Source organism: Sodalis sp. C49, from assembly GCF_046352915.1.
Taxonomy (GTDB): domain Bacteria; phylum Pseudomonadota; class Gammaproteobacteria; order Enterobacterales; family Enterobacteriaceae; genus Acerihabitans.
This window is the reverse complement of sequence record NZ_CP163303.1, coordinates 103,383-125,672: the sequence shown is the minus strand read 5'-3', so window position 1 is coordinate 125,672 and position 22,290 is coordinate 103,383. Positions and strand designations below refer to the sequence as shown.

General features: G+C 60.7%; 21 protein-coding genes. 16 read left to right on the top strand and 5 right to left on the bottom strand.

Features of this window, described 5'->3' with window-relative positions:
* Positions 1-11: 11 nt before the first annotated feature.
* From ABUK12_RS00510 to ABUK12_RS00500, 3 genes are all read right to left on the bottom strand, one after another.
* Positions 12-1,079 (bottom strand): ABC transporter substrate-binding protein, encoded by a 1,068-nt coding sequence (locus tag ABUK12_RS00510; protein ID WP_410016781.1) that lies wholly within the window; start codon positions 1,077-1,079, stop codon positions 12-14.
* Between the two features lie 248 nt (positions 1,080-1,327).
* Positions 1,328-2,113, bottom strand: a complete 786-nt coding sequence (locus ABUK12_RS00505) for an SDR family oxidoreductase (RefSeq protein WP_410014446.1) — start codon at positions 2,111-2,113, stop codon at positions 1,328-1,330.
* An 814-nt stretch (positions 2,114-2,927) separates the two neighbouring features.
* Positions 2,928-3,836 (bottom strand): GntR family transcriptional regulator, encoded by a 909-nt coding sequence (locus ABUK12_RS00500; protein ID WP_410014445.1) that lies wholly within the window; start codon positions 3,834-3,836, stop codon positions 2,928-2,930.
* A gap of 191 nt (positions 3,837-4,027) precedes the next feature.
* Between ABUK12_RS00500 and ABUK12_RS00495 the strand changes: the two genes are divergently transcribed.
* From ABUK12_RS00495 to ABUK12_RS00465, 7 genes are all read left to right on the top strand, one after another.
* The gene (locus ABUK12_RS00495; RefSeq protein WP_410014444.1) at positions 4,028-4,843 is read left to right on the top strand and encodes an ABC transporter substrate-binding protein; all 816 of its coding nucleotides are present in this window, start codon (positions 4,028-4,030) and stop codon (positions 4,841-4,843) included.
* Between the two features lie 45 nt (positions 4,844-4,888).
* Positions 4,889-5,608 (top strand): amino acid ABC transporter permease, encoded by a 720-nt coding sequence (locus ABUK12_RS00490; RefSeq protein ID WP_410014443.1) that lies wholly within the window; start codon positions 4,889-4,891, stop codon positions 5,606-5,608.
* Positions 5,609-5,618: 10 nt separating this feature from the next.
* Positions 5,619-6,362 (top strand): amino acid ABC transporter ATP-binding protein, encoded by a 744-nt coding sequence (locus ABUK12_RS00485; RefSeq protein WP_410016780.1) that lies wholly within the window; start codon positions 5,619-5,621, stop codon positions 6,360-6,362.
* Between the two features lie 55 nt (positions 6,363-6,417).
* Positions 6,418-7,581: a M20 family metallopeptidase gene (locus ABUK12_RS00480; protein WP_410014442.1), complete on the top strand. Its 1,164-nt coding sequence runs from the start codon at positions 6,418-6,420 to the stop codon at positions 7,579-7,581.
* 9 nt (positions 7,582-7,590) lie between these two features.
* Positions 7,591-8,787: a mandelate racemase/muconate lactonizing enzyme family protein gene (locus tag ABUK12_RS00475; protein ID WP_410014441.1), complete on the top strand. Its 1,197-nt coding sequence runs from the start codon at positions 7,591-7,593 to the stop codon at positions 8,785-8,787.
* Entirely contained in the window at positions 8,784-9,986 is a 1,203-nt protein-coding gene (locus tag ABUK12_RS00470; protein WP_410014440.1) for a M24 family metallopeptidase, read from the top strand. Before ABUK12_RS00475 ends, ABUK12_RS00470 begins: the two co-directional genes overlap by 4 nt.
* A 164-nt stretch (positions 9,987-10,150) precedes the next feature.
* Positions 10,151-11,074, top strand: coding sequence for a dihydrodipicolinate synthase family protein (locus ABUK12_RS00465; protein WP_410014439.1), 924 nt, complete (start codon positions 10,151-10,153; stop codon positions 11,072-11,074).
* Here the strand turns inward: ABUK12_RS00465 and ABUK12_RS00460 are convergent.
* Positions 11,069-12,382, bottom strand: coding sequence for a glutamine amidotransferase-related protein (locus ABUK12_RS00460; RefSeq protein ID WP_410014438.1), 1,314 nt, complete (start codon positions 12,380-12,382; stop codon positions 11,069-11,071). The two genes, ABUK12_RS00465 and ABUK12_RS00460, sit on opposite strands and share 6 nt — an antisense overlap.
* A gap of 129 nt (positions 12,383-12,511) precedes the next feature.
* Between ABUK12_RS00460 and ABUK12_RS00455 the strand changes: the two genes are divergently transcribed.
* On the top strand, positions 12,512-13,720 hold the full coding sequence (locus ABUK12_RS00455; protein WP_410016779.1) for an aminotransferase class I/II-fold pyridoxal phosphate-dependent enzyme: 1,209 nt from the start codon (positions 12,512-12,514) through the stop codon (positions 13,718-13,720).
* Between the two features lie 86 nt (positions 13,721-13,806).
* On the opposite strand, the gene ABUK12_RS00450 is transcribed toward ABUK12_RS00455, so the two are convergent.
* Positions 13,807-14,739 (bottom strand): sugar-binding transcriptional regulator, encoded by a 933-nt coding sequence (locus ABUK12_RS00450; RefSeq protein ID WP_410014437.1) that lies wholly within the window; start codon positions 14,737-14,739, stop codon positions 13,807-13,809.
* Between the two features lie 234 nt (positions 14,740-14,973).
* Here ABUK12_RS00450 and ABUK12_RS00445 point away from each other — a divergent pair, with 234 nt between their 5' ends.
* The 8 genes from ABUK12_RS00445 (at position 14,974) to ABUK12_RS00410 (ending at position 22,280) form a co-directional block, all read left to right on the top strand.
* Positions 14,974-15,918 (top strand): tagatose-bisphosphate aldolase, encoded by a 945-nt coding sequence (locus ABUK12_RS00445; protein WP_410014436.1) that lies wholly within the window; start codon positions 14,974-14,976, stop codon positions 15,916-15,918.
* Between the two features lie 100 nt (positions 15,919-16,018).
* A complete protein-coding gene (locus ABUK12_RS00440) occupies positions 16,019-16,549 on the top strand; it encodes an AAA family ATPase (RefSeq protein ID WP_410016778.1) in 531 nt (176 codons plus the stop codon).
* A 233-nt stretch (positions 16,550-16,782) separates the two neighbouring features.
* A complete protein-coding gene (locus ABUK12_RS00435) occupies positions 16,783-17,226 on the top strand; it encodes a PTS sugar transporter subunit IIA (protein ID WP_410014435.1) in 444 nt (147 codons plus the stop codon).
* A gap of 202 nt (positions 17,227-17,428) precedes the next feature.
* Positions 17,429-17,728 carry a PTS sugar transporter subunit IIB gene (locus ABUK12_RS00430; protein ID WP_410014434.1) on the top strand — a complete coding sequence of 100 codons (300 nt, stop codon included), beginning with the start codon at positions 17,429-17,431 and terminating at the stop codon, positions 17,726-17,728.
* A 50-nt stretch (positions 17,729-17,778) separates the two neighbouring features.
* Positions 17,779-19,044, top strand: coding sequence for a PTS sugar transporter subunit IIC (locus tag ABUK12_RS00425; protein ID WP_410014433.1), 1,266 nt, complete (start codon positions 17,779-17,781; stop codon positions 19,042-19,044).
* A gap of 17 nt (positions 19,045-19,061) precedes the next feature.
* Positions 19,062-19,367: a hypothetical protein gene (locus ABUK12_RS00420; RefSeq protein WP_410014432.1), complete on the top strand. Its 306-nt coding sequence runs from the start codon at positions 19,062-19,064 to the stop codon at positions 19,365-19,367.
* Positions 19,368-19,747: 380 nt separating this feature from the next.
* Complete coding sequence (gene frdA, locus ABUK12_RS00415) at positions 19,748-21,553, top strand: fumarate reductase (quinol) flavoprotein subunit (protein WP_410014431.1); 1,806 nt, start codon at positions 19,748-19,750, stop codon at positions 21,551-21,553.
* The gene (locus ABUK12_RS00410; protein WP_410014430.1) at positions 21,546-22,280 is read left to right on the top strand and encodes a succinate dehydrogenase/fumarate reductase iron-sulfur subunit; all 735 of its coding nucleotides are present in this window, start codon (positions 21,546-21,548) and stop codon (positions 22,278-22,280) included. The genes frdA and ABUK12_RS00410 overlap by 8 nt, the downstream gene beginning before the upstream one ends.
* Positions 22,281-22,290 lie beyond the last annotated feature (10 nt).

Sequence of the window (22,290 nt, the reverse complement as noted above, 5' to 3'; positions counted from 1 at the left end):
CTGACGGCCGGTTATTTGTTCACCGCTGCGCGGAATTGTTTGATGAACTCCAGCCGTTTATTTTGTTCCAGGTATTCCAGCAGGGTTTCATCTACCGGGATCGGCTTGAGCGCGCCGCCCAATTTTTTGGTCATGCCGTCAAGATCGTTGTCGCCGGCGATATCATTGCGCAGCGAGGTAATATCGGCCTTATTGGCCAGTACGTCCTGCCCTTGCGGCGACAGGACATAATCCAGCCAGAGTTTGGCGGCATTTTTATTTTGCGCCTCGCTGCTGATGAACATGACCCGCGAGAGCACCAGGATATAGTCGTTGGGATAAGAAACGCCCATGGAGGGGTCGGTCTTGATGCGGGCGTCGGCATAGGATCCGAGGATGTTATAGCCGATCAGGTTTTCCCCGGAGGAGACCCGTTCCAGCATGGTGCCGGTGGACGACTGTACCGACAATCCTCCTTTGGCCGTCTGGGCCAGGGTGTCGAAGTAATGCGGGTCGGCCTTCATATCCTGTACCGACAGCATGAATCCGAGGGCGGATTTTTCGATGTCGTAGGTGGTGACCTTGTTTTTGAATCGATCCGGCTGGCTTTGGATTAATTTGGCCAGCGCGGCATGGGACGCGGGAACTTCATTGGCCGCAATCAGCCGTTTGTTGTAGATAAATACCAGCGGTTCGAAGGTGGTACCATAGGCCTTTTCCTTCCATACCGACCATTTGGGCAGGTTTTTCACTTCCGGCGAGGCGTATTGCAGCGCATAGTCGGTGGCCAGTTTGAGCGCGGTATCCATGGACGAGCTCCAGATAACGTCGCCGCTGTTGCCGCCCGCCGCCTGCTCGCTGATATACCGGTTATACAGTTCGGTGCTGTTCATATCGTTATATTCCACTTTTATTCCGGGATACGCCGCCTCGAATCCCTGGATCAGGGGCCCCGCGGCCTGGGTATCGGTTGTGGAATAGATAACAACCTTGCCTTCCTTTTTCGCGCCGTCCACCACTTGCTGGTAGCCGGCCGGGTAGCCCGCCGGCAGCGCCAGTGCCGGGGCGGCTGCGCCCAGTAAAACAGCCATACCGACCATAGGAATACTGAATTTCGTCGACATGCGTTATGTCCCATAACAATTATTGTAAGAAAAATTAACATATAGTTAAAGAATCCACCGGCGCAATAGCGCCTTTTCGTTATCTTCTTAATTTGTGAGTAGGCGCATATAAAAAAATTGCGCGGCGGTGAGGGGGGACTGCACCATTTTGAGGCGCGCCGGCGGGGCGTAGATCGCGGACGGAGGAGACCGCCGGCCAGGTGCGGGCCGGCGGGAAGCGTGGCTTAGAGGGCGGGGATCATGCCGCCGTCGACGCGGATTACGCCGCCGGTCATATAAGAGGCCTGGCGGCTGGCGAGGAATGCCGCCACCGCGCCGTATTCTTCGGGTTTGCCGTAGCGACCGGCCGGGATCGTCGCCGCGCTTTTAGCCGCTATCTGTTCGACGCTGAGGTCTTCCCGTGCGGCGCGGGCGGCGTCCAGCTGCCCTACCCGTCGGGTGGCGATGCGGCCCGGCACCATGACGTTTACCGTGATGCCGTCGCGGGCCACTTCAGCGGCGAGGGTTTTCGACCAGCCGGCCAGCGCGAGGCGTAGGGTGTTGGAGATGCCGAGATTGGCAATGGGCGCCACGATGCCGGACGAGGTGCTGGTGATAATGCGGCCCCAGCCCGCCGCGCGCATGTCCGGCAACACTTTGTCGGTCAGCAGGATGAGCGATCCGACCATGGCGGAAAACTGGGCGTTCCAGAGTTCCGGCGCCACGCCCGCGGCCCCGCTGGGCTGTGGGCCGCCGGAGTTATTGACCAGGATGGCTACCGGCCCGAGGGCGGCGCGGATATCGGCCAGGATGGCGTCAAAGGCGTCCTGGCGGGTGAGATCCAGTGTCCAGGCGCGGGCGCTGCCGCCCTGCGCGTTAATCAGCGCCACGGTTTCATCAAGCGTGTTTTGCGTGCGTCCGCAGACCGCCACCTTGGCGCCTTCCGCCGCCAATGCCAGCGCGATGGCGCGCCCGAGGCCGCCGCCCGCGCCGCTGACCAGCGCTACGCGCCCCTGAATGCCAAAATCCATTACCGACTCCTGTTTGATTGAAATAATGATTTAACAGCGGTGTATTCCGCCTGGTGTTAGCGCAATGTTGGCGTGCCATGGGGCGCTTGGTCGGGCGGGAATACCACGCCCGATTCGACCCCATTGGCACGCTCTCCCTTGAACACGTCTGCTTTGAACCCGGTGTTGGCGGGCCTACCGTGCCATGGGGTGCTCGGTCGGGCGGGAAAACCACGCCCGATTGGACCCCATTGGCACGCTCTCCCTTGAACACGTCTGCTTTAAGCCCGGTGTTGGCGGGCCTACCGTGCCATGGGGTGCTCGGTCGGGCGGGAACACCACGCCCGATTCGACCCCATTGGCACGGTCTCCCTTGAACACGTCTGCTTTGAGCCCGGTGTTGGCGGGCCTACCGTGCCATGGGGCTCGGTTTGGCGGGGACACCACGCCCGATTCGACCCCATTGGCACGCTCTCCCTTGAACACGTCTGCTTTGAGCCCGGTGTTGGCGGGCCTAGCATGCCATGGGGCTCGGTTTGGCGGGAACACCACGCCCGATTTGACCCCATTGGCACGCTCTCCCTTGAACATGTCTGCTTTAAGCCCGGTGTTGGCGGGCCTACCGTGCCATGGGGTGCTCGGTCGGGCGGGAACACCACGCCCGATTCGACCCCATTGGCACGCTCTCCCTTGAACACGTCTGCTTTGAGCCCGATATTAGCGGGCCTACCGTGCCATGGGGCTCGGTTTGGCGGGAACACCACGCCCGATTCAACCCCATTGGCACGCTCTCCCTTGAACATGTCTGCTTTGAGCCCGGTGTTGGCGGGCCGCCTTAATCCGGCTTACTGCTTTTACTGACCTTAGTGCGTCCGTTTTCGTAGGCGGATTGCAGATGACGGCGCATGATTTCCGCGGCTTCGGCCATGTGTCCTTCCAGGACGGCGTCGATGATCGCCACATGTTCGCCGCACCATTCGCGCACCCGCTGCTTATTGGTATAGCTGCCGAATTCCAGCAGACGACGCAGGCGGTTCTGCTGTACGATGGCCTGCAGGATAAAAATATTGCCGCTTAATTCCGCCAGCGTTTCATGGAAGCTGGCGTCGGTGTCGAAAATCTGCCGCCCGTCGACGCTTAAGATATCCGGGTGTGAAATCAGGAACATATGCTGCTGGCGCAGGCGCCTGAGCGTGTTTTTATCCGCCTGGAAGCCGGGGGACAGCAGCGCGCCCGGCTCAATCATCAGCCGGAACCGGTAACCGTTGCTGAACGCCACGTCGGTATTGAGCGTCGGCAGGAACGACCAGCCGTGGCCTTTATTGCGCGCAATCAGTCCGTCCTCGGACAAGCGCAGCAGCGTGCGCGCCAGGACATTGCGATCGACGTCATAGCGCTGCGAGATCTCGGTTTGGGTCAGGGATTCCGGCAGTTTGCCGGCGATACGGTCCCGGACCAGCTGTTCATACAGGTCTTGATCGCTGCTGGCGGGTACATCAATGCTGATGCGCTGGATTTCATCATAGGGCTTAACCAGGAAAAATCCCTGGTTGCGCCGCGTTTCGATGATGCCCAGTTCGCACAGCAGTTTCATGGCCGCGCGCACCGGGGTGCGGGAGACGCCCGCCATATCCGCCAGTTGCTGTTCGCGCAGGTGATGCCCCGGCTCGAATTTCGCCTCGCGTATCAGATCCAGGATTTGATTTGCCAGTCGCCGTCCGCTGGCCGTCGCCGTTTGAGTCATGGAGTGCCGCATCCAAAAAGTATTTGTTGCATACTATTATACAATAACCCATTAAACAATAACACCTTCAAATAGCGTGCAAGCCCTTATATAGTGCAGAATGTGCACCAAAAAAGAGCCTTGACAACCCCTTTCAATTGTATTTAATGATACACAAAGAGCAATTACGCTCATCACCCCCGGAGCCTGACATGTCTAAAAACCTGTTTTTGCGTCGCTATGCCGTCGTTACCCTGGCCGCGTTATGTCTGGGCGCCCCCCTGATGAGCCAGGCGGCGCCTGAGCTGGTCAGTAAGGGCGAGCTGACCTATGGCACCGCCGCCACCTTTATGCCGTTTGAATACATGAAGGACGGCAAGCTGACCGGCTTTGATATCGACCTGATCAACGCCCTGTCGGCCAAGCTGGCGCTGAAACCGCAGCCGATGTCCATGGAGTTCAAGGGATTGATCCCGGCATTGCAGGGTAAGCGTCTGGATATCATCAACTCGGCGATGTATATCAACCCGGTGCGTTCCGAGCAGGTGGAATTTGTGCCTTACCTGAAAATCGGCAGCCGGGTGGTGGTCGCCAAGGGCAATCCGGAGAAGATTACCGGCCGCGACCTGTCGCTGTGCGGCAAGAGCATCGCCGTGACCCTCGGCGGCATTGAGGAAAGCCAGGCGCGCGTGAGCAGCAAAGCGTGCCAGGACGGCGGCAAGGCGGCCATTAACGTCATGACCTTCCCGGCGGCCACCGACTCGGCGGTGGCGGTGGCGCAAAAGCGGGCCGATGCTGAATTTCTTTCCACCCCGGGCGCCGTGGCGCTGCTGAGCGAAAAAGGCGATACCTTCGAAACCACCGGCGATGAATTCGAGGCCGATACCCATATCGGCATTGCGCTGCGCAAAGGCGACGCGCAGATGAAAACCCTGATTGAAACCGGCCTGAAAGAACTTGTTGCCGACGGCACCTACCAGAAATTGATCGCGAAATGGCAGTTCCCCGCGTCGGTGGCTATTTTTTGATCATCACCACGTTTTCCGACCGGTCCCGGCGTTTAAGGAAAGTCCATGTCCCTTGATCTTGTTTGGCAGTACCTGCTCTCCCCGGCGTTCTTCCAGGGCGCGTTAATGACCCTGCTGTTGACGGTGTGCTCGTTGTTTTTCGGCATCATCATGGGATTGGTGCTGGCCCTGTTACAGGAGTCCCGGTTACGTATCTGCACGGGGCTGGCCTTCTTTTATCTCTGGCTGTTTCGCGGCACGCCGGTGCTGTTCCAAATCATTTTTGTCTATAACGTCCTGCCCGGTTTCGGCGTGCGGTTCTCGGCGTTTACCTGCGCGATCCTGGCGCTGTCGCTGAACGAGGGCGCGTATATGGCCGAAATCCTGCGCTCCGGATTGCAGGCGGTACGCAGCGGACAGCGCACCGCGGGCATGGCGCTGGGCATGACCGGCGGGCAGATCATGCGCAAGATCGTGCTGCCGCAGGCGGCGCGGATTGTGTTGCCGCCGATGGGCAACCAGATGATCAGCATGCTCAAGTCCAGCGCCCTGGTCTCGGTGATTGCGGTGCAGGAACTGCTTCTTATCGCCAACCAGACCGCCAGCGCCAGCTTCCGCTATTTCGAGGCCCTGTGCGCCGCCGGTATCTATTATCTGGTGCTGACCACCCTCTTTATGCTGGGCCAGGCCTGGCTGGAGCGTTACCTCGACCCGAAAAAACGCAGGAAGCCGGCGTTGTCATTCACCGAACGCCTGTTGCGCGGCAGCACCGGCACGACACACTGAGGGAAAAATGATGAAAAGCACAAAACCGGTTCTGGAGATTATCGGCGTCGATAAACATTTCGGCGCGCAGCATGTGCTGAAAAACTGTTCGCTCAACGTGGCCGAGGGCGACACCGTGGTGCTGATAGGCCCCTCCGGCTCGGGCAAATCCACCCTGCTGCGCTGCGTCAATCTGCTGGAACCCATCGAAGGCGGCGCCATTTTTTTCCGCAACCAGGATATTACCCATGCCGATATCAAGCCGCACCGGCTGCGCCAGGACATCGGCATGGTGTTTCAAAGCTATGAGCTGTTTTCCCATCTCACCGCCGCGGAAAACATTATGCTCGCGCCGATGACGGTGCGCGGCGTCAGCCGCGCCGAGGCCCAGGCCCAGGCGCTGGAACTGCTGGGCAAGGTGCGCATACCGGACAAGGCCGACGCGTTTCCCGACGAGCTGTCCGGCGGCCAGCAGCAGCGGGTGGCCATTGCCCGTGCCCTGGCGATGAAACCCAAGCTGATGCTGTTCGACGAGCCGACCTCGGCGCTGGATCCGGAAATGATCCGCGAGGTGCTCGACGTCATGGCCGATCTGAGCGCCGAGGGCATGACCAGTATCGTGGTCACCCACGAGATGGGGTTTGCCCGGCGCGCCGCCAACCATATCGTTTTTATGGAAAACGGCGAAATCATTGAAAACGCCCCGAGCGAGAAGTTTTTCGGCGGCGATGTGAGCGAGCGGGCGCAGCGCTTCCTCGACCAGATATTGCACTGATAGTGCTAATCATGCATGCCCTCGTCAGGGCGTTTATTCACCTCAGGAGATGTCGATGAGTCTTTCATCGCCCGATATCGGCAGGATGAAACGCGATCTTGCCGCGCTGGTCGCAATCAATACCGAAAACCCGCCGGGGCGCGAGCGCGAAGCGGCGGAACATATCAGCCGGCTGCTGGCCGATGCCGGTTTTGACCTGACGCTTAGCGAATACCTGCCTGGCCGCACCAATGTCATTGCGCGCCTGGAAAATGGCGCCGGTCCCTGCTTCGCCTTTAACACCCATATCGATGTGGTGCCGGCCGGCGACGGCTGGAGCCAGGATCCCTTTACGCTTACCGAGCGCGACGGCAAATTGTATGGCCGCGGCTCCTGCGACGCCAAAGGGCCGCTGGTGGCGATGCTTGAGGCGATGCGCATGCTGGCGGCGCATCGCGACGGCTGGCGCGGCACCCTGATGGGGATTTTCGTCGCCGACGAGGAGGTGGCCAGCGAAGGCGCCAAATTCTACGTGCGCGAGGCGCCGGCGAAAATCGACTACGCGGTGATTGGCGAACCGACCTCTAACAGCACTTATTCCGCCCATAAAGGCAGCCTGCGTCCGCTGGTGCGGGTGCACGGCGTTACCGCGCACTCCGGCACGCCGGAGCTGGGCGAAAACGCCATCTTCCGCGCGGCGCAGCTGCTGGGTCTGGTGGAACATGCCCACGAACACAGCGTGCGCTGCCATTGCCACCCGCTGGTGGGATCCGCCAGCCTGACGGTGACGCGCATCAACGGCGGCCATGCGGATAACGTGCTGCCGGACAGCTGCGAGCTGCTGCTGGACCGGCGCATGGTGCCGGGGGAAGACGAAGAGCAGGTTAAACAAGAGATCCGCGATCTGCTTACGCTGGCGCGGGAAAAGTTCGGCGTGCGCAGCGACATCGTCACCTTTAAACCGACCACCGGCGGCGCGACGGAAACCGACTCCGGCGATCCCATCGTACTGGCGGGCCTGGATGCCTGTCGCGCCCACGGCAATGCGGAGCCGGGGCCGTTCGGCTTCCAGGGCGGCTGCGATCTGGTGCATTTTCGCAGTCTCGGCACCAAGGGCATCGTTATCGGCCCGGGATCCCTTGCCGACGCGCACAAACCCGATGAGTTCGTGCCCATCGATGAATTTATTGCCGCCAGCGAGATCTATCGCGACGTGGCGCTGGCGATGATGAGCCGCTAAGGAGCCCGGGTGAAAGCCACTTTGTATCGCGCCGCGCTGCGCTACCCGCATCTACGGCTGTATACCGCCTCCTCGGGCAGCGTGGCGGCGCTGGACGAGCTTTACCTGCTGCTGGAGGATCAGGCCTTCCAGGGCCTGGGCGAGGTGCGGGTGAATATCGCCTACCTGAACGGCTACAGCCCGCAGCAGGTGCTGGACGACGTCCTCCGCTGCCTGTGCCGGCTGGATCTTGCCCTGGACCCCGCGCAACTGCTGGCCGGGCTGGATACCTGGGCGGCAGGAATTCTGGCGCCGACGCGCATGCTGCTTGATGTGGCGCTGCATGACCTGCTTGCCCGGCGCCAAGGCATCAGCGTCGCAGGGTTGCTGGCGCGTCCCCGGGACGCGGGCGGCACCGTGCCGCCAGGCGGGGAAACGGCGCGGGAGCGGCACCCCGTGGCCATTGCGCCGGCGCAGGACGGCGCGTCTTCGCCGGTGGTGAGCTATCGCACTAACCAGACGCTGTTCTGGTCCTCGCGCGAGCAAATGCTGCAACAGGCCGAGGCGTATGTGGACCGGGGTTTCACCGAGTTGAAACTGCGGGTCGGCGTGGCCGGATTTGACCAGGACCTGGACCGCGTCGCCGCCCTGCGCCGCCGTTTTGGCGCCGGCATCAGCCTGGCGGCGGACGCCAACGGCCAGTGGCCGGCGCGCGAGGCCCTGGCGCGCCTGCGGGCCCTGGCCGCCTACGATTTACGTTATATGGAGCAGCCGATTGCCGATGGCGCGGCCGACGACCCGGAACACGGCTACGCGGCGCTGGCCGCCGCCAGCCCGATCCCGCTGATGCTCGACGAAAGCATGAGCAGCGAGGCGGATCTGGCCCGCGTCATCGGCCTGGGCGGCAAGGTTTGGGCGCACCTGAAGCTGGTGAAAATGGGCGGCATCGGCCCGGCCCTTGCCGCCGCGCGGCGGCTTAACGCCGCCGGCGTGCCTTTTATGATAGGCCAAATGAATGAAGGCGCGGCGGCCACCGCCGCCGCGCTGCATGTCGCCTGCGCCTCCCGCCCGGCCTATGCCGAACTGTATGGCGCCGACGGGCTGGGCAACGATCCGGTCGCCGGACTTATCTATCAGCAAGGGCTGGTCTGCAGCCCAAGCGCGTCCGGGTTGGGGGTCGGTTTTGACCCCGCCCGGGCGGAATTCATCCAGGAGTTCTGTAAATGACAAACCCAAGCGCAGTAAACAAGACCCCGTTGCCCGATCTGGGCCGCGTGACGCCGGGCGGCGAATCCGCCTTTGGCGAAGAGGAATACCGCGGACGCGTCGAGCGCGCGCGCGCCCTGCTCACCCAGGCCGGGCTGGACGTCATGGTCATCACCGGTCCGGAAAATATTTTCTATCTTACCGGCCAGCAGACGCCGGGATATTACACCTTTCAGGCCCTGGTGCTGCCGGTGGAGGGCGATCCGGTATTCGTTATCCGCCAGTTGGAATATTTTAACTTTATTTCCAACACCTTTATCCGCGACGCCGCCATTTATACCGACGGCGATAATCCGGTGAATTTTCTGCTGGGCGTGCTGAAGGACCGCGGCTGGACCCGGCGCCGCATCGGCATTGATAAACGCGGCTGGTTTCTGCCGATTGCCGTTTACGAAGCGTTGCAAGCCGAGCTGGGCGTTATCCACGACGCGGCGGGCGTGATTGAACAGCTGCGCGCGGTGAAATCCGCCGCCGAGCTGGAAAAAATGGCCCACGCCGCCCGCTATGTCGACGCGGGCATGCTGGCCGGGCGCGCGGCCATCCGGGCCGGCGCCACCGAGAACGACCTGGTCGCCGCCATGATGGGCGCGGCCATCGCCGCCGGATCCGAATATATGGGCATGGAACCGCTGGTCTCCTCCGGCCCGCGTACCGGCGTGCCGCACGGCACCTGGCGCCGGCGCAAAATCCAGGACGGCGATCCTATCTTCCTGGAAATGGCCGCCACCCACGATCGCTATCACGCGGCGCTGATGCGCTCGGCGTGGCTGGGCAAACCGCCCGCCGTGGCGCTGGAAATGGAAAAAACCTGTCAGGAAGCCCTGCAGGCGGCCCTTGACGCCATCCGCCCCGGCGCCACCTGCGAGGCCCCGCATCTCGCCTGCCAGAAAGTGATCGACCGCGCCGGGTATACCGATAACTTTAAAAAACGCACCGGCTATTCCATCGGCGTGTCGTTCGCGCCGGACTGGGGCGAAGGCGCAATCCTCAGTCTTTACAGCGGCATCACCACCGAACTGCAACCGGGCATGACCTTCCATATTCCGCCCGCGCTGAGAATCTACGGTGAATTCACCGTCGGCGTCAGCGAAACCATCGTGGTGACGGAAACCGGCTGCCGGGCCCTCGGGGCGGTGGACCGGCCGTTATACCGGCTTTAGCCGGGCGCTGTATGCGCCCGCCGGCCAGGCAGGCGCCCGCCAAGGCGGCCAGGCCGCGCCGGCAATGCTCCGCCCCGGCGGCGCAACCTCTCCCACGCGCCTGGCCCCATGGCCGGGCTGCGGTATCGGTTCTTCGTTATCAGGTCAGACAGGAAAGCATAGTTATGAAAGACATCAGTGAAAGCCAGGCACGCCTGCGCGGTATTTTTAATATCACCGTTACCCCGTTTACCGCCGACGGCGCATTTGATTTCGCGGGACTGGCGCGCAATATCGAGCGGGTCATCGGGCTGGGCTACGACGGCGTGCTGATCGGCGGCACCTACGGTGAATTCCCGGCGATGAGCGCCGATGAGCGCGCCCGGTTATTTCGCCACGTCATGGACGTGGTGGGCGACCGGGTGCCGGTGATGCTGTGCAGCGCCGGTTCCGACGCGCGCACGGTGCGCGATTTAACGGCGCTTGCCGGCGAATTGGGCGGCCTGCCGATGGTGACGCCGCCGTTTGTCTCCGAAGTGACCGACGCGCAGATCGTGAGTTTTTTTAAACAAATGGCCCCGCTTTCACGCACCGGCATCCTGGTGTATAACGCGCCGGGCATTGGCATCACGCTGCCGCCGGCGGTACTGGAACAGCTGGCGGATATCGGGGGAGTGGTGGGCATTAAGCAAGGCGATCTGAATCCGACCGCCATCGACCAGATCGCCAACCGCCTCTCCGGCCGCCTGCGGCTGTTCTGCGCCTCCGATCTGGCGTTCCTCGGGCCGATGATGTGCGGCTTCGACGGCATCAGCAGCACCAACAGCTGCGCGCTGCCGGAAATCATTCTGGCCGCCTATCGCGCGCTTGAGCGCGGCGACGCCGCCACCGCCCGCGATCTGCATAGCCTGTGGTATCCCTACCGCGCCCTGGCCCGCCGCCACGGCCAGCCGCAACTGGTTAAGGCCGCCATGAACCTGCGCGGCTTCGACGGCGGCCATGTGCGCGCGCCGCTTCTCGATCTGGAAGCGGACGTCATCGCCCAGGTGGCGGCTGAACTGGCGCGCCTGGCCGCCGACCCGCGCGCCGGCGTATCGCCGGCGTTATAGCCCCGCCTCCCGCCGCCGCGCCGCCGCGGTTAAAAACGCCATCAGCAGCGGATGCGGCCGGCGGCGGGAAGACGAGAGCTCGGGGTGGCCCTGTACCCCCAGATAAAATACATGGCGGGTAAATTCTATACCGTCGGTAATGGCGCCGCTGGCATCGGTGGCGCTGAGGCGCAGGCCGGCGATGTCCAGATCCCGCTTCAGCGCCGGGTTAAGGTGGAAACGGTGGTTATAGCGCAGGGTTGACCGGTCGCCGAGCAACTGCTGCATACGGCTGCCGGGCTCGCTCAGCATCATATGGTCGCCCAGGCGGTGCCGGGGAAGACCGGCCGTTTCCGCCAGCGGAACAAAGGATTTTACCGGCGCCAGGGGATCGGCCTCGGCCAGATTCACCCCGGTGGAGCCCAGCATGCGCTGGGCCACCGCCGTCGCCATGGTTTGCATGCCCAGGCATAAGCCCAGGGTGGGAACAGCGTTATCCAGGGTATAACGCGCCGCGGTTATCTGCCCGGCCACGTTGGCCATGGCGGCGCCGCCGGGCAACAGGACGCCGTGCGCGCGTTTGAGGATTTCGCCGCAAGGCTCCTGCGGCGAGGCAAACAGGATATTAAGCCGCAGCGCCAGGGCGTCGGCGGCATCGCCGAGCGCGGCGACGGCGGCGGGATAGGCCTCCAGCTGATCCCGCCGCGTGCCGAGCAAAACGATGGCCAGCGGCGAAGCGGCGGCCCCGGCCAGGCTGTGGGGCGCGGCGGCGGGAGCATCCCGCCCGTTGCCCAGGCCGGAGTCGACGGCGGGTAACGCCCCGGTTGGGGCCACGCCAGGCACGATCGCGATAGCGTCGTCAGGGGAAGTTTCCCGCCAGCGGCCAAAGCCGTCGCGGCGCCATTGCCCCCAGGCGCTTTCGATGGCGCCGTTGCGGCGAAAAACCAGGCCCTGGGACGACATATCCACCCGGATCAGCTGATAGTCCACGGCAAGACGGCTTAGCGCCCGCAGCCGGCCGGGCAACCCGGCCAGCTGCGCCGGACCGAGCGGGATCACCCAGTCCCGTCCGGCCGGCAGGGCGGCCAGTTCAGACCAGCGCTTCGGCGTATCTATGGTGTCGCCGCTCAGGCGTTCGTGCCATATCAGTCCGCTGGTGACCAGCGCGCCGGCGGCTATCGCGTGCTGGCAGGCGTCGGGATAGAGGGCGGTATCCCATGCAATGGCCAGGTGCGCCAGCGGCAGGCGCAGCCGACGCGCCAGGATGGCGGCCATGGCCCCATAGAGCGCCGGTTCCGGCGTGTCGTGCGCAACAAAGAGCAATGTCATGGCGATAAGTCCTTAATGGTCGGAACACGGCAAAAAAAGTCTGGGCAATCCGCCTGCAGACGTGATAGCTTAAATTGATTTTATTGTATCATATAATACAATTTTATTATTTCATAGATAGGGGAAATGATGTCAGCTGAATTACTTGCGCCTCGCTTACGCCGGGTGAGACCATCGCCGACCGCGGCGATTTCCGATCAGGTCCGCGCGCTAACCGCCGCCGGCGTGGATGTGATTAACCTCGGTGAAGGCGAGCTCGACTTCGATACACCGGCGCACATCAAACAGGCAGGCATAGATGCGATTGTACAAGGTGAAACAAAATACACAGCCGTTCCCGGCACGGCGGCCCTGAAAAAAGCCATCATCGCCAAATTCAGCCGCGAAAACGGCGTCGACTACGCGCCCCAGGAGGTCATCGCGGGCAGCGGCGCCAAGCAGCTGATCTTCAATGCCCTGCTGGCGACGGTCTCGGCCGGCGACGAAGTGATCATCCCCGCCCCTTATTGGGTATCCTATCCGGATATGGTGGCGCTGGCCGAAGGCGAAGCCCGCATCGTACCCTGCGCCGAGGCCCACGGCTGGAAACTGCGCCCGGCCGATCTCGCCGCCGCCATTACGGCCAGGACCCGCTGGCTGATACTGAACTCCCCCAACAACCCCACCGGCGCGGTCTACTCGCGCGCCGAGCTGAAGGCGCTGGCCGCGGTGCTGCTCGACAATCCGCAGGTGCTGATCATGGCCGATGATATCTACGAGCATATCTGCCATGCGGCGGGCGAATTCGTTACCCTGGCGCAGGTAGAGCCCCGGCTGAAAGATCGGGTGCTGACGGTAAACGGCGTATCGAAAGGCTATTCGATGACCGGCTGGCGGCTGGGCTATGCCGGCGGCCCGGACTGGCTGGTGGCGGCCATGCAGATATTGCAATCGCAAAGCACCTCCAATCCCAGCTCCATTTCACAGGCCGCGACGGTGGCGGCGCTGGAGCAGGGCCTGGGATTTATGGACGCCTGGATGGCGACCCTGGCCAGGCGCCGCGCCGTCATCATGGCCTGCGTCAACGCCATCGACGGCCTGGCGGCGGCGGTACCGCCGGGGGCATTCTATGTGTTCGCCAACTGCGCCGGCATGATCGGCAAAAAAACACCGGCGGGCGCCACCCTCGCCAGCGACAGCGATTTTGCCGCCTATCTCCTGGACGCCGGCCATGTCGCTACCCTGCAAGGCTCGGCCTTCGGCGCGTCGCCTTACCTGCGCATCGCCTACGCCATCGACGATAGCCGCCTGAGCGAGGCCTGCGAACGCATTACCCGCGCGTGCCGCGCCTTACGCTGAAGACACGGCGCGTCGTCCTCCTTGCCAGCGCCCCGTTGCGCCGGGCGCTGGCTTTTATCCCCCGTCCCCGTCCCGGCAAAGGCCGGTTAACCCGCCGGCAGCCGGTCCAGTATCGCCTGGGCGGTGTTCACATCGGTCACCAGGGAATTGATCATGCCCGATCGCACCGCGCCGATAATGCCGGCGGCCTTTTCCGGCGTGGCGGCCACGCCGATGGTCAGCGGCGTGCGCCTGAGCTGTTCCGGCGAGGCGGCGATCATGCGCGCCTCCCCTTCCCAGTGCAGCACCTCGCCGGTCTCGGTCACGTAATGACGCAGCACGTCGCCGGCGGCCCGGCTCAGCGTCTTTTCATCGGCGATGGCGGTGGTGGATTCGCCGGGTTTGGGCGCATGGGTCAGACCGATGCCGACAATCGCCACATCCAGCCGATCCCATAACGAGATAATATCCTGCACGCTGCGATCGGCGAGAAACGCGTCGCGCAGTTCGGCGGACGATATATAGGGCGCATGCAGGAAATAGGGCTTGCCTTCCATTTGCTCGGCGGCGCGCCGGACGAACTCCGTAATCTGGAAATGGGGGGCGGCCTGCTGCATACCGCCGTTCAGCGCCACGGTCAGGATGCCCGGCAACCGCGGCATGCCCGTCAGGGTCACCTCCCGCACCGCCCTGCCCCAGCCGATGCCCAGCACCGATCCGGCGCCCAGCCCCGCCTGTTCCAGCAGCGACGCCAGCGGCGCGGCCAGCGAGCCCAGGACATTGGCCGGCGGCGCGTCGACGACAAAGGCCTTTTTTAATCCCAGGCGCTTAATCAGGTCCGCCGTCATATTCTCGGGCGAAGAGAGCGCCACCACCTCGATGCGCACGATGCCGGCGGCGCGCGCCTTGTTCAGCAGCCGCGAAATGGTGGCGGTGGAGACATCGAACTTGCGCGCAATTTCCACCTGGGGCATGTCGGACTCGTAATGCAGCTTCGCCACCATATGCATCATGGCGCGAGTAGCTGCAAGATCTTGCAAAATTGGCTCTTTCAGCTTGAAATTCCTTTCTGTAATGTATTACACTCATCTCTGTCGATGGGGAATTATTGCGCAATATGCGGGAAATTGCAATCGTTCCCCAGGGAGAAACCCCTTATAAACCGCAGCATTGGGACCATTTTCTCCCATTTAATCAAGGACGATGATGACAAAGGGTAACAACGTATCACCGCGTTTTTTGTCTGTAATAAATTTCAGGTAAAGGAGAAATTCATGTCAAAAATGTCCACCTCAGAATTACGCAGCTATCAACAAATCTGTGGCAGCAACGGCGCCATGTTGGTTATCGCCTGCGATCAGCGAGGTGCCATGCGCAGCCTGCTATCCAACGATCCCGCCCGGCAGGCGCAGATTTCCGAACACGAACTGGGACTGATCAAGGCCGATATCACCCGTTACCTGGCAAGCAAGGCGTCATGCGTGCTGGTCGATCCGGTCTGCGCCGTGCCGCAACTGGTGGACGACGGCATCATTGCGCGCGACACGGCGCTGCTGATAGGCCTCGACGCCTCCGGGTTCGACACCACGCCCGAAGGCTACCGGCTGTCGCGGCTGGTTGACCATATCAACGCCCGGCGGGTGCGCGAGCTCGGCGCCACCGGCGGCAAGATCATGGTGTATCTGCGCTCGGATCGCGCCGGGGCGAACCAGCACAATATCGCTATACTGCGCCGATGCATCGAGGATTTCACCCGCGAGGATTTATTGTTGGTGGTTGAGTTCCTGACGTATAAACTCGATGATGAAACGGACGAGGAATATAAGCAGAAAATCCCGGAGCTTATCTATGGCGGCACGAAAATCTGCCTGGAATGCGGGGCCAAGGTGCTGAAATTACCCTATCCCGGTTCGCCGCAGGCCTGTGCGGACATCACCCGGCTTGCCGGCGACGTGCCCTGGGCCGTGCTCTCGGCGGGCGTCGATCACGCCACCTTCCTGACCCAGGTGGCGGACGCCATGAGCAAGGGCGCCTCCGGCGTCATTGCGGGCCGTTCGTTATGGAAAGATTGTATTTCCCTGGACCGTGAGGCCACCCGGCAAAAACTGGAAACGCTGGCTATTCCCCGGCTGAACGAAATTCAGGCCGTGATTAAACAATATTTTCACGCGACCCGGCCGACGAGAGACGCGTTAACGGAGCAGGTAAAACATGTCTGACAAGGGCGCGGCGACCGACAGCATCCGGTTTTCTCCTGCTAATGGCGCCCAGGCGTCGCATCAGGACCGGCCGGAAAGTGACAACGGCAAGCGGATTATCATGATCAACGGTATCCCCGCCTCCGGTAAAAGCACCCTCGCCGCAGGCCTCTCCCGGCAGTCCGGCTGGCTTTCGTTATCCCTGGACGGGATCAAAAACCCGTTTCTGCAGCATCTGGGCGGTGTCGACCGCACGATGAACCGTACCCTTGGCAAAGCCAGTTACCAGGTCATCTGGTCCATCGTGGCGCAGGCCCCGGCGGGAAGCACCTTTATCATAGACGCCTGGTTTGGCTTCCAGCCCCGGGAGCTATTAGCGCATTATCTGGCGCACGCCGGCGTGACGCGCCTGGTCGAAGTGTGGTGCCGGATTTCCGCGCAACTGGCGGCCGCCCGCTATGCCGCGCGCCTGGCGGACAGATTGCCCGGCCATCCCGGCGCGGAATATCTACCCGAACTGCGGGCGCTGGCGGAACGCGCCGGACCGATGGCATTAGGGCCGATCTTTAGCGTCGACCAGGACCAACCGCAGGATACCCGCGTTATTTACGACTGGATAATGCAAACATTGCCGCGCGCCGCGGTGATATAACCACAAACTGTAAGGAGATAACGCACGCCTGGCCGAATATAATAGAACATTGCTGCTTAAAAAGGCCTTCTTCATATATAAAGAAAGCCCGTAATAGTATTTGGCATTATTTTTCAAAACAACTCTTTATTATTATTTACAATATTGTAGAAATAGATAAAGATGGATCACAGTTTTTATAAGGAAACAGAAACATACTAGTATATATCTATACCTAGCTAAAAAGGGTCTTTATGTTAACGGACTGGATTAACGAAAGTAACGTTCGCTTAATTAATCAGGCGAAAGACTGGCAAAGCGCAGTGGCGTTATCGGTGCAGCCGCTTATCGATCAGCATGCGGTTGAGAGCCGTTATCTCCAAGCTATTTACGCCATGCATGAACAAATAGGCCCTTACTATGTCTTGGGCGAAGGCATTGCCATGCCCCATGCCCGGCCGGAGGAAGGGGTAATTAAAACCGCCTTGTCCTTGGTTATCGTTTCGCAAGGCGTGACCTTCGGCAGCGAAGATAACGATCCGGTGTACGTTATTTTTGCCCTGGCGGCCGTCGACAGCCATTCACATATTGAAATGATTGCGAGCCTGTCAAAATTATTTTGCGATGAGGAGGCGGTAAATACCTTAAAACATGCGCGGGATGAACAAGAGATTTTGGCCATACTGCGCCATTTTTAACGTATCACCCTAAGGGGCGATAACCATCAACCCAGGCGGCCATCAACGTCGGTGGGCCAGGCGCATGGCCGGTTAATGGCTATTCAGGATGGGCAGGCCGCAGGCTGTCCGCCGGAAGCGGTATTGAGCTATCGTCATCGGCGTCATGCCGGCCCGATGGCGGCGGTTACCCTACAGATGAATCACTTAAGGAACCTGTATTATGAAAAAATTATCAATTCTGGCGGTATGCGGGGCGGGACTGGGCAGCAGTTTTGCGTGCGAAATGAGTATTGAGGCCGCGTTGAAAGATCTGGGCGTGGATGCCGATTTGTCTCATTGTGATATTTCCAGCGCCACGTCAAGCAGGGCGGATATAATAATGACCGGCGAAAACTTCCGATCACAGTTCCAGCATTATACGATAAATGCCACTATTATTTACCTTAAAAGATTGGTTGATAAAAACGAAATAAAAGAAAAACTAACGCCAGTATTACAGGAAAAAGGCTACCTGGCTTGATATTGATTGATTGATAATCCGATTGTTGCAAACCCTACAGGGGACTTATTATGTCTTTCCTCCATTTTATTGTCAACGATGTGCTCGGCCAGGCGTCGATACTGATATCATTGATCGCCATGATTGGGCTTATCGCGCAAAAAAAGAGCCCCGGACAGGTTATTACCGGCACGCTTAAAACGCTATTAGGATTTTTAGTCCTGCTGTCCGGCGCCAATATTATCGTCAATGCGTTAAACTTCCTCGGCGATGTTTTCCAGAAAGGATTCCATATGCGCGGGGTGGTCACCGACGTGGGTTCCATTGCCGGCATCGCCCAACAAACCCTGGGACGGGAAACCGCCCTGATCATGGTCCTGGCGTTTGTAATTAATATTCTTATCGCCCGTTTCACCCGTTATAAATATATTTTCCTCACCGGCCAGGCCTCGCTCTGGATGGCCACGGTATGCTCGGTTATCGGTTACATGGGCGGGCTGCGGGGGACGGAATTAATCCTTATCGGCGGCGTTATCGCCGGCGTCATGGCGGTCGGCATGCCGGTGCTGGCGCAGCCCATTGTGCGCAAGATAACGGGATCGGACGATATTGCGCTGGGCCATTTCTGCACTATTGGTTATATCGTGCAGGCGGGCGTGGCGAAGCTCACCGGCGATGTCGGCAAAAGTACCGAGGATCTGGAGCTGCCCCAGTCGTTTTCCTTTCTCCAGGATACGTATCTCTCCATGATGGTGGTGATGATCCCGGTCTACCTGATTCCGTCCATCGCCGCGGGCCCCTTGGTGATCGCCCCTTATGCCCACGGCGTTAACTACCTGGTCTATGCCTTCCTGCAATCGGTACAGTTCGTGGTCGGGGTTTATGTCCTGCTGGCGGGCGTCAGGCTGCTGCTGGCGGAAATCGTACCGGCGTTTCGCGGCATCGCGCTGCGCATCGTGCCCAACGCCATTCCGGCGCTGGACTGCCCGGTGCTGTTCCCCTATGCCCCCAACGCGGTGATTATCGGTTTTATTTCCACCACCATCGGCTCGGTTATCGGCATGTTCCTGTTCCCAAGCATGGGACTGGCGATGATCCTGCCGGGCATGCTGACCAATTTTTTTGCCGGCGGCACCGCGGGTATTTTCGGCAATGCCGTCGGCGGACGGCGCGGCGCCATCATCGGCGGCGTGTTCCATGGGTTGTTTATTACCCTGCTGCCCGCGTTGCTATTGCCCCTGCTCGGCCAGTATGGGTTTTCCAACGTCACGTTCAGTGATTCGGATGTCATCAGCGTCGGACTGGTGTTCGGCCATATTCTTAACTTTTTCCATTAACCGTACGCGGAGGATCCATGGTCTCGTCTATTGATACTATCCTGGCGCAGGGGCTGGCGCCGAAAGAATGCGCCAAAGCGCTTAACGAACTGGGCAAGACGCTGTTTGAGCGGCAGGACACGGACGCCGCCATCGCCTGCTGGGAAAAGAGCGTCGCGTGCTACGGCAAGCCCGGCCCCGCCCAGGCGCAGCTGATGAAAGCCTACAACCTGAAACGGCGCCAGTGCTCGGAGCGCGGCGACAGCGCGGGCATCGAGGCGTTTTCCCAGAAAATCGATGCGCTGATGCAGCAAAGCAAGGACGCCATCCGTTATGGTTTTTAACCGCCGGCGGCCCTGACGTCAAAATAACCCTGCCGGGACGGCGGCGCGCCCCGGCGGGCAGTTGCCGTTCCCTGTCCGCGCGCGACATCAATAGCTGAATGCCAATTATTCCGCTTTGCCGTCAATTTAACAAAATGATTTCACTTCTCTTTTTTTTTGTTGATCTACATCATACCTGTATTCATCCACACTCGCATTATTGCCCATACGGAATATATTATTATTATCTGAATGTACGGCATCATTAGAAGAATCAAATTAATTAGTGTGCTTAATTTAGTTAATTAAAAATTTTCAGTTATTTTAATTATTAAAGTCAATTAAATATCCCGCTGCGTTTTGTTGATTTTAATGCAATGTCCGATGAGCAGGAGAATAAAGTGCAAACCTTTAACGCCGATATCGTCATCGTCGGGGCGGGGGGCGCGGGTTTACGCGCCGCCATTGCCGCCGCGCAGGCCCATCCCAACCTGACTATCGCCCTGGTATCGAAAGTATACCCCATGCGCAGCCATACCGTGGCCGCCGAGGGCGGGTCCGCCGCCGTCACCCAGGATCATGACTCTTTTGACTCCCATTTCCACGATACCGTCTCCGGCGGCGACTGGCTGTGCGAGCAGGACGTGGTCGATCATTTTGTCCGCCACTGCCCGGAGGAGATGACCCAGCTTGAACTGTGGGGCTGCCCCTGGAGCCGCAAGCCCGACGGCCGGGTGAACGTCAGGCGTTTCGGCGGGATGAAAATCGAACGTACCTGGTTCGCCGCCGATAAAACCGGTTTCCATATTCTGCATACGCTGTTCCAGACCTCGCTGAAATATCCGCAGATCAAGCGCTTCGACGAGCACTTCGTGCTGGATATCCTGGTGGACGACGGCCAGGCGCGCGGACTGGTGGCCATCAATATGATGGAAGGCACGCGCATCTGCATCCGCGCCAACGCCGTGGTCATGGCCACCGGCGGCGCCGGCCGCGTTTATCGCTATAACACCAACGGCGGCATCGTCACCGGCGACGGTATGGGCATCGCCCTGCGTCACGGCGTGCCGCTGCGCGATATGGAGTTTGTTCAGTACCACCCCACCGGCCTGCCCGGCTCCGGCATCCTGATAACCGAAGGCTGCCGCGGCGAAGGCGGCATCATGGTCAATAAAGACGGCTATCGCTATTTGCAGGACTACGGCATGGGGCCTGAAACGCCGCTGGGCCATCCGGAAAACAAATATATGGAACTGGGTCCGCGCGATAAGCTGTCCCAGGCGTTCTGGCACGAATGGCGCGCCGGGCGCACCATCGCCACGCCGCGCGGCGACGTGGTCTATCTCGACCTGCGCCATTTGGGCGAGAAAAAGCTGTTGGAACGGCTGCCGTTTATCTGTGAACTGTCGAAAGCCTATGTCGGCGTCGATCCGGTGAAGGATCCCATCCCGGTACGCCCCACCGCCCATTACACCATGGGCGGCATTGAAACCGATCAGCAATGCGAAACGCGCATCCGCGGTCTGTTTGCCGTCGGCGAATGCTCCTCGGTGGGCCTGCACGGCGCCAACCGTCTCGGCTCCAATTCCCTGGCCGAGCTGGTGGTGTTCGGCCGCCTGGCGGGCGAACAGGCCGCGGCCAGCGCGGCGGCCGCGCCGGCCGCCAATAACGCCGTCCTCGACGCCCAGGCGCGGGACGTGGAAACCACCCTGCAACGCCTGATGGACCAGCGGGGCAATGAAAAATGGTCGGCCATCCGCGACGAGATGGGCCTGTCGATGGAAGAAGGCTGCGGCATCTACCGTACGCCGGAGCTGATGCAAAAAACCATGGATAAGCTGGCCGAGCTGAAAGAGCGGTTTAAACGGGTTACCATTACCGATACCTCCAGCGTGTTTAATACCGATCTGCTCTACACCATTGAGTTGGGCAACGGACTGGAGGTGGCCGACTGCATGGCGCATTCGGCGTTCCACCGCCGGGAATCGCGCGGCGCCCACCAGCGGCTCGATGAGGGCTGTACCGAGCGCGACGACGTGAATTTCCTCAAGCATACCCTGGCGTTTTATAATCCCGACGGCGCGCCGCGTCTGGAATACAGCGACGTGAAGATCACCACCCTGCCGCCGGCCAAACGGATGTACGGCGGCGAGGGCGCCGCGGCCGCGGTACAGGATAAAAAGGATAAGGAGCAGGCCAATGGCTGAGATGAACACGCTGAAGCTTGAGGTAATGCGTTATAACCCCGAGCAGGATCAGGCCCCCCATCCCGTGGTGTACGACGTGCCTTATGACGCGCAAACCTCGCTGCTGGACGCGCTGGGTTATATCAAGGATAACCTGGAGCCGGACCTGTCCTTCCGCTGGTCGTGCCGGATGGCCATTTGCGGGTCCTGCGGCATGATGGTGGACGATGTGCCGAAGCTGGCCTGTAAAACCTTTTTGCGCGAATATCCCCACGGCATGAAGGTCAAGGCCCTGGGCCACTTCCCCATCGAGCGCGATCTGGTGGTGGACATGACCCATTTTATCGAGAGCCTGGAGGCGATTAAGCCCTATATCATCGGCAATAACCGCCAGCCGTCGGAAGGCACCAACCTGCAGACCCCGGCGCAGATGGCCAAATACCATCAGTTCAGCGGCTGCATCAACTGCGGCTTATGTTATGCCGCCTGTCCGCAGTTCGGGCTGAATCCGGAGTTTATCGGCCCGGCGGCCATTACGCTTGCGCACCGGTACAATCTGGATAACCGCGACCACGGCAAAAAGGAGCGGATGGCGCAGCTGAACGGCGAAAACGGCGTCTGGAGCTGTACGTTTGTCGGCTACTGCTCGGAGGTGTGTCCCAAACATGTGGATCCCGCCGCCGCCATTCAGCAGGGCAAAGTGGCGAGCACCCAGGACTTTATGATCGCCATGCTGAAACCTCGCTAAGGGAGTGATT

Bases quoted from the DNA above. Each gene is read 5' to 3' on its own strand.
- ABUK12_RS00435 (WP_410014435.1), top strand. From the start codon at position 16,783: ATGTTAACGGACTGGATTAACGAAAGTAACGTTCGCTTAATTAATCAG.
- ABUK12_RS00425 (WP_410014433.1), top strand. From the start codon at position 17,779: ATGTCTTTCCTCCATTTTATTGTCAACGATGTGCTCGGCCAGGCGTCG.
- ABUK12_RS00510 (WP_410016781.1), bottom strand. From the start codon at position 1,079: ATGGTCGGTATGGCTGTTTTACTGGGCGCAGCCGCCCCGGCACTGGCG.
- ABUK12_RS00410 (WP_410014430.1), top strand. From the start codon at position 21,546: ATGGCTGAGATGAACACGCTGAAGCTTGAGGTAATGCGTTATAACCCC.
- ABUK12_RS00460 (WP_410014438.1), bottom strand. From the start codon at position 12,382: ATGACATTGCTCTTTGTTGCGCACGACACGCCGGAACCGGCGCTCTAT.
- ABUK12_RS00485 (WP_410016780.1), top strand. From the start codon at position 5,619: ATGAAAAGCACAAAACCGGTTCTGGAGATTATCGGCGTCGATAAACAT.
- ABUK12_RS00420 (WP_410014432.1), top strand. From the start codon at position 19,062: ATGGTCTCGTCTATTGATACTATCCTGGCGCAGGGGCTGGCGCCGAAA.
- ABUK12_RS00445 (WP_410014436.1), top strand. From the start codon at position 14,974: ATGTCAAAAATGTCCACCTCAGAATTACGCAGCTATCAACAAATCTGT.
- ABUK12_RS00470 (WP_410014440.1), top strand. From the start codon at position 8,784: ATGACAAACCCAAGCGCAGTAAACAAGACCCCGTTGCCCGATCTGGGC.
- ABUK12_RS00490 (WP_410014443.1), top strand. From the start codon at position 4,889: ATGTCCCTTGATCTTGTTTGGCAGTACCTGCTCTCCCCGGCGTTCTTC.
- ABUK12_RS00455 (WP_410016779.1), top strand. From the start codon at position 12,512: ATGTCAGCTGAATTACTTGCGCCTCGCTTACGCCGGGTGAGACCATCG.
- ABUK12_RS00465 (WP_410014439.1), top strand. From the start codon at position 10,151: ATGAAAGACATCAGTGAAAGCCAGGCACGCCTGCGCGGTATTTTTAAT.
- ABUK12_RS00440 (WP_410016778.1), top strand. From the start codon at position 16,019: ATGATCAACGGTATCCCCGCCTCCGGTAAAAGCACCCTCGCCGCAGGC.
- ABUK12_RS00500 (WP_410014445.1), bottom strand. From the start codon at position 3,836: ATGACTCAAACGGCGACGGCCAGCGGACGGCGACTGGCAAATCAAATC.
- ABUK12_RS00495 (WP_410014444.1), top strand. From the start codon at position 4,028: ATGTCTAAAAACCTGTTTTTGCGTCGCTATGCCGTCGTTACCCTGGCC.
- ABUK12_RS00480 (WP_410014442.1), top strand. From the start codon at position 6,418: ATGAGTCTTTCATCGCCCGATATCGGCAGGATGAAACGCGATCTTGCC.
- ABUK12_RS00505 (WP_410014446.1), bottom strand. From the start codon at position 2,113: ATGGATTTTGGCATTCAGGGGCGCGTAGCGCTGGTCAGCGGCGCGGGC.
- ABUK12_RS00430 (WP_410014434.1), top strand. From the start codon at position 17,429: ATGAAAAAATTATCAATTCTGGCGGTATGCGGGGCGGGACTGGGCAGC.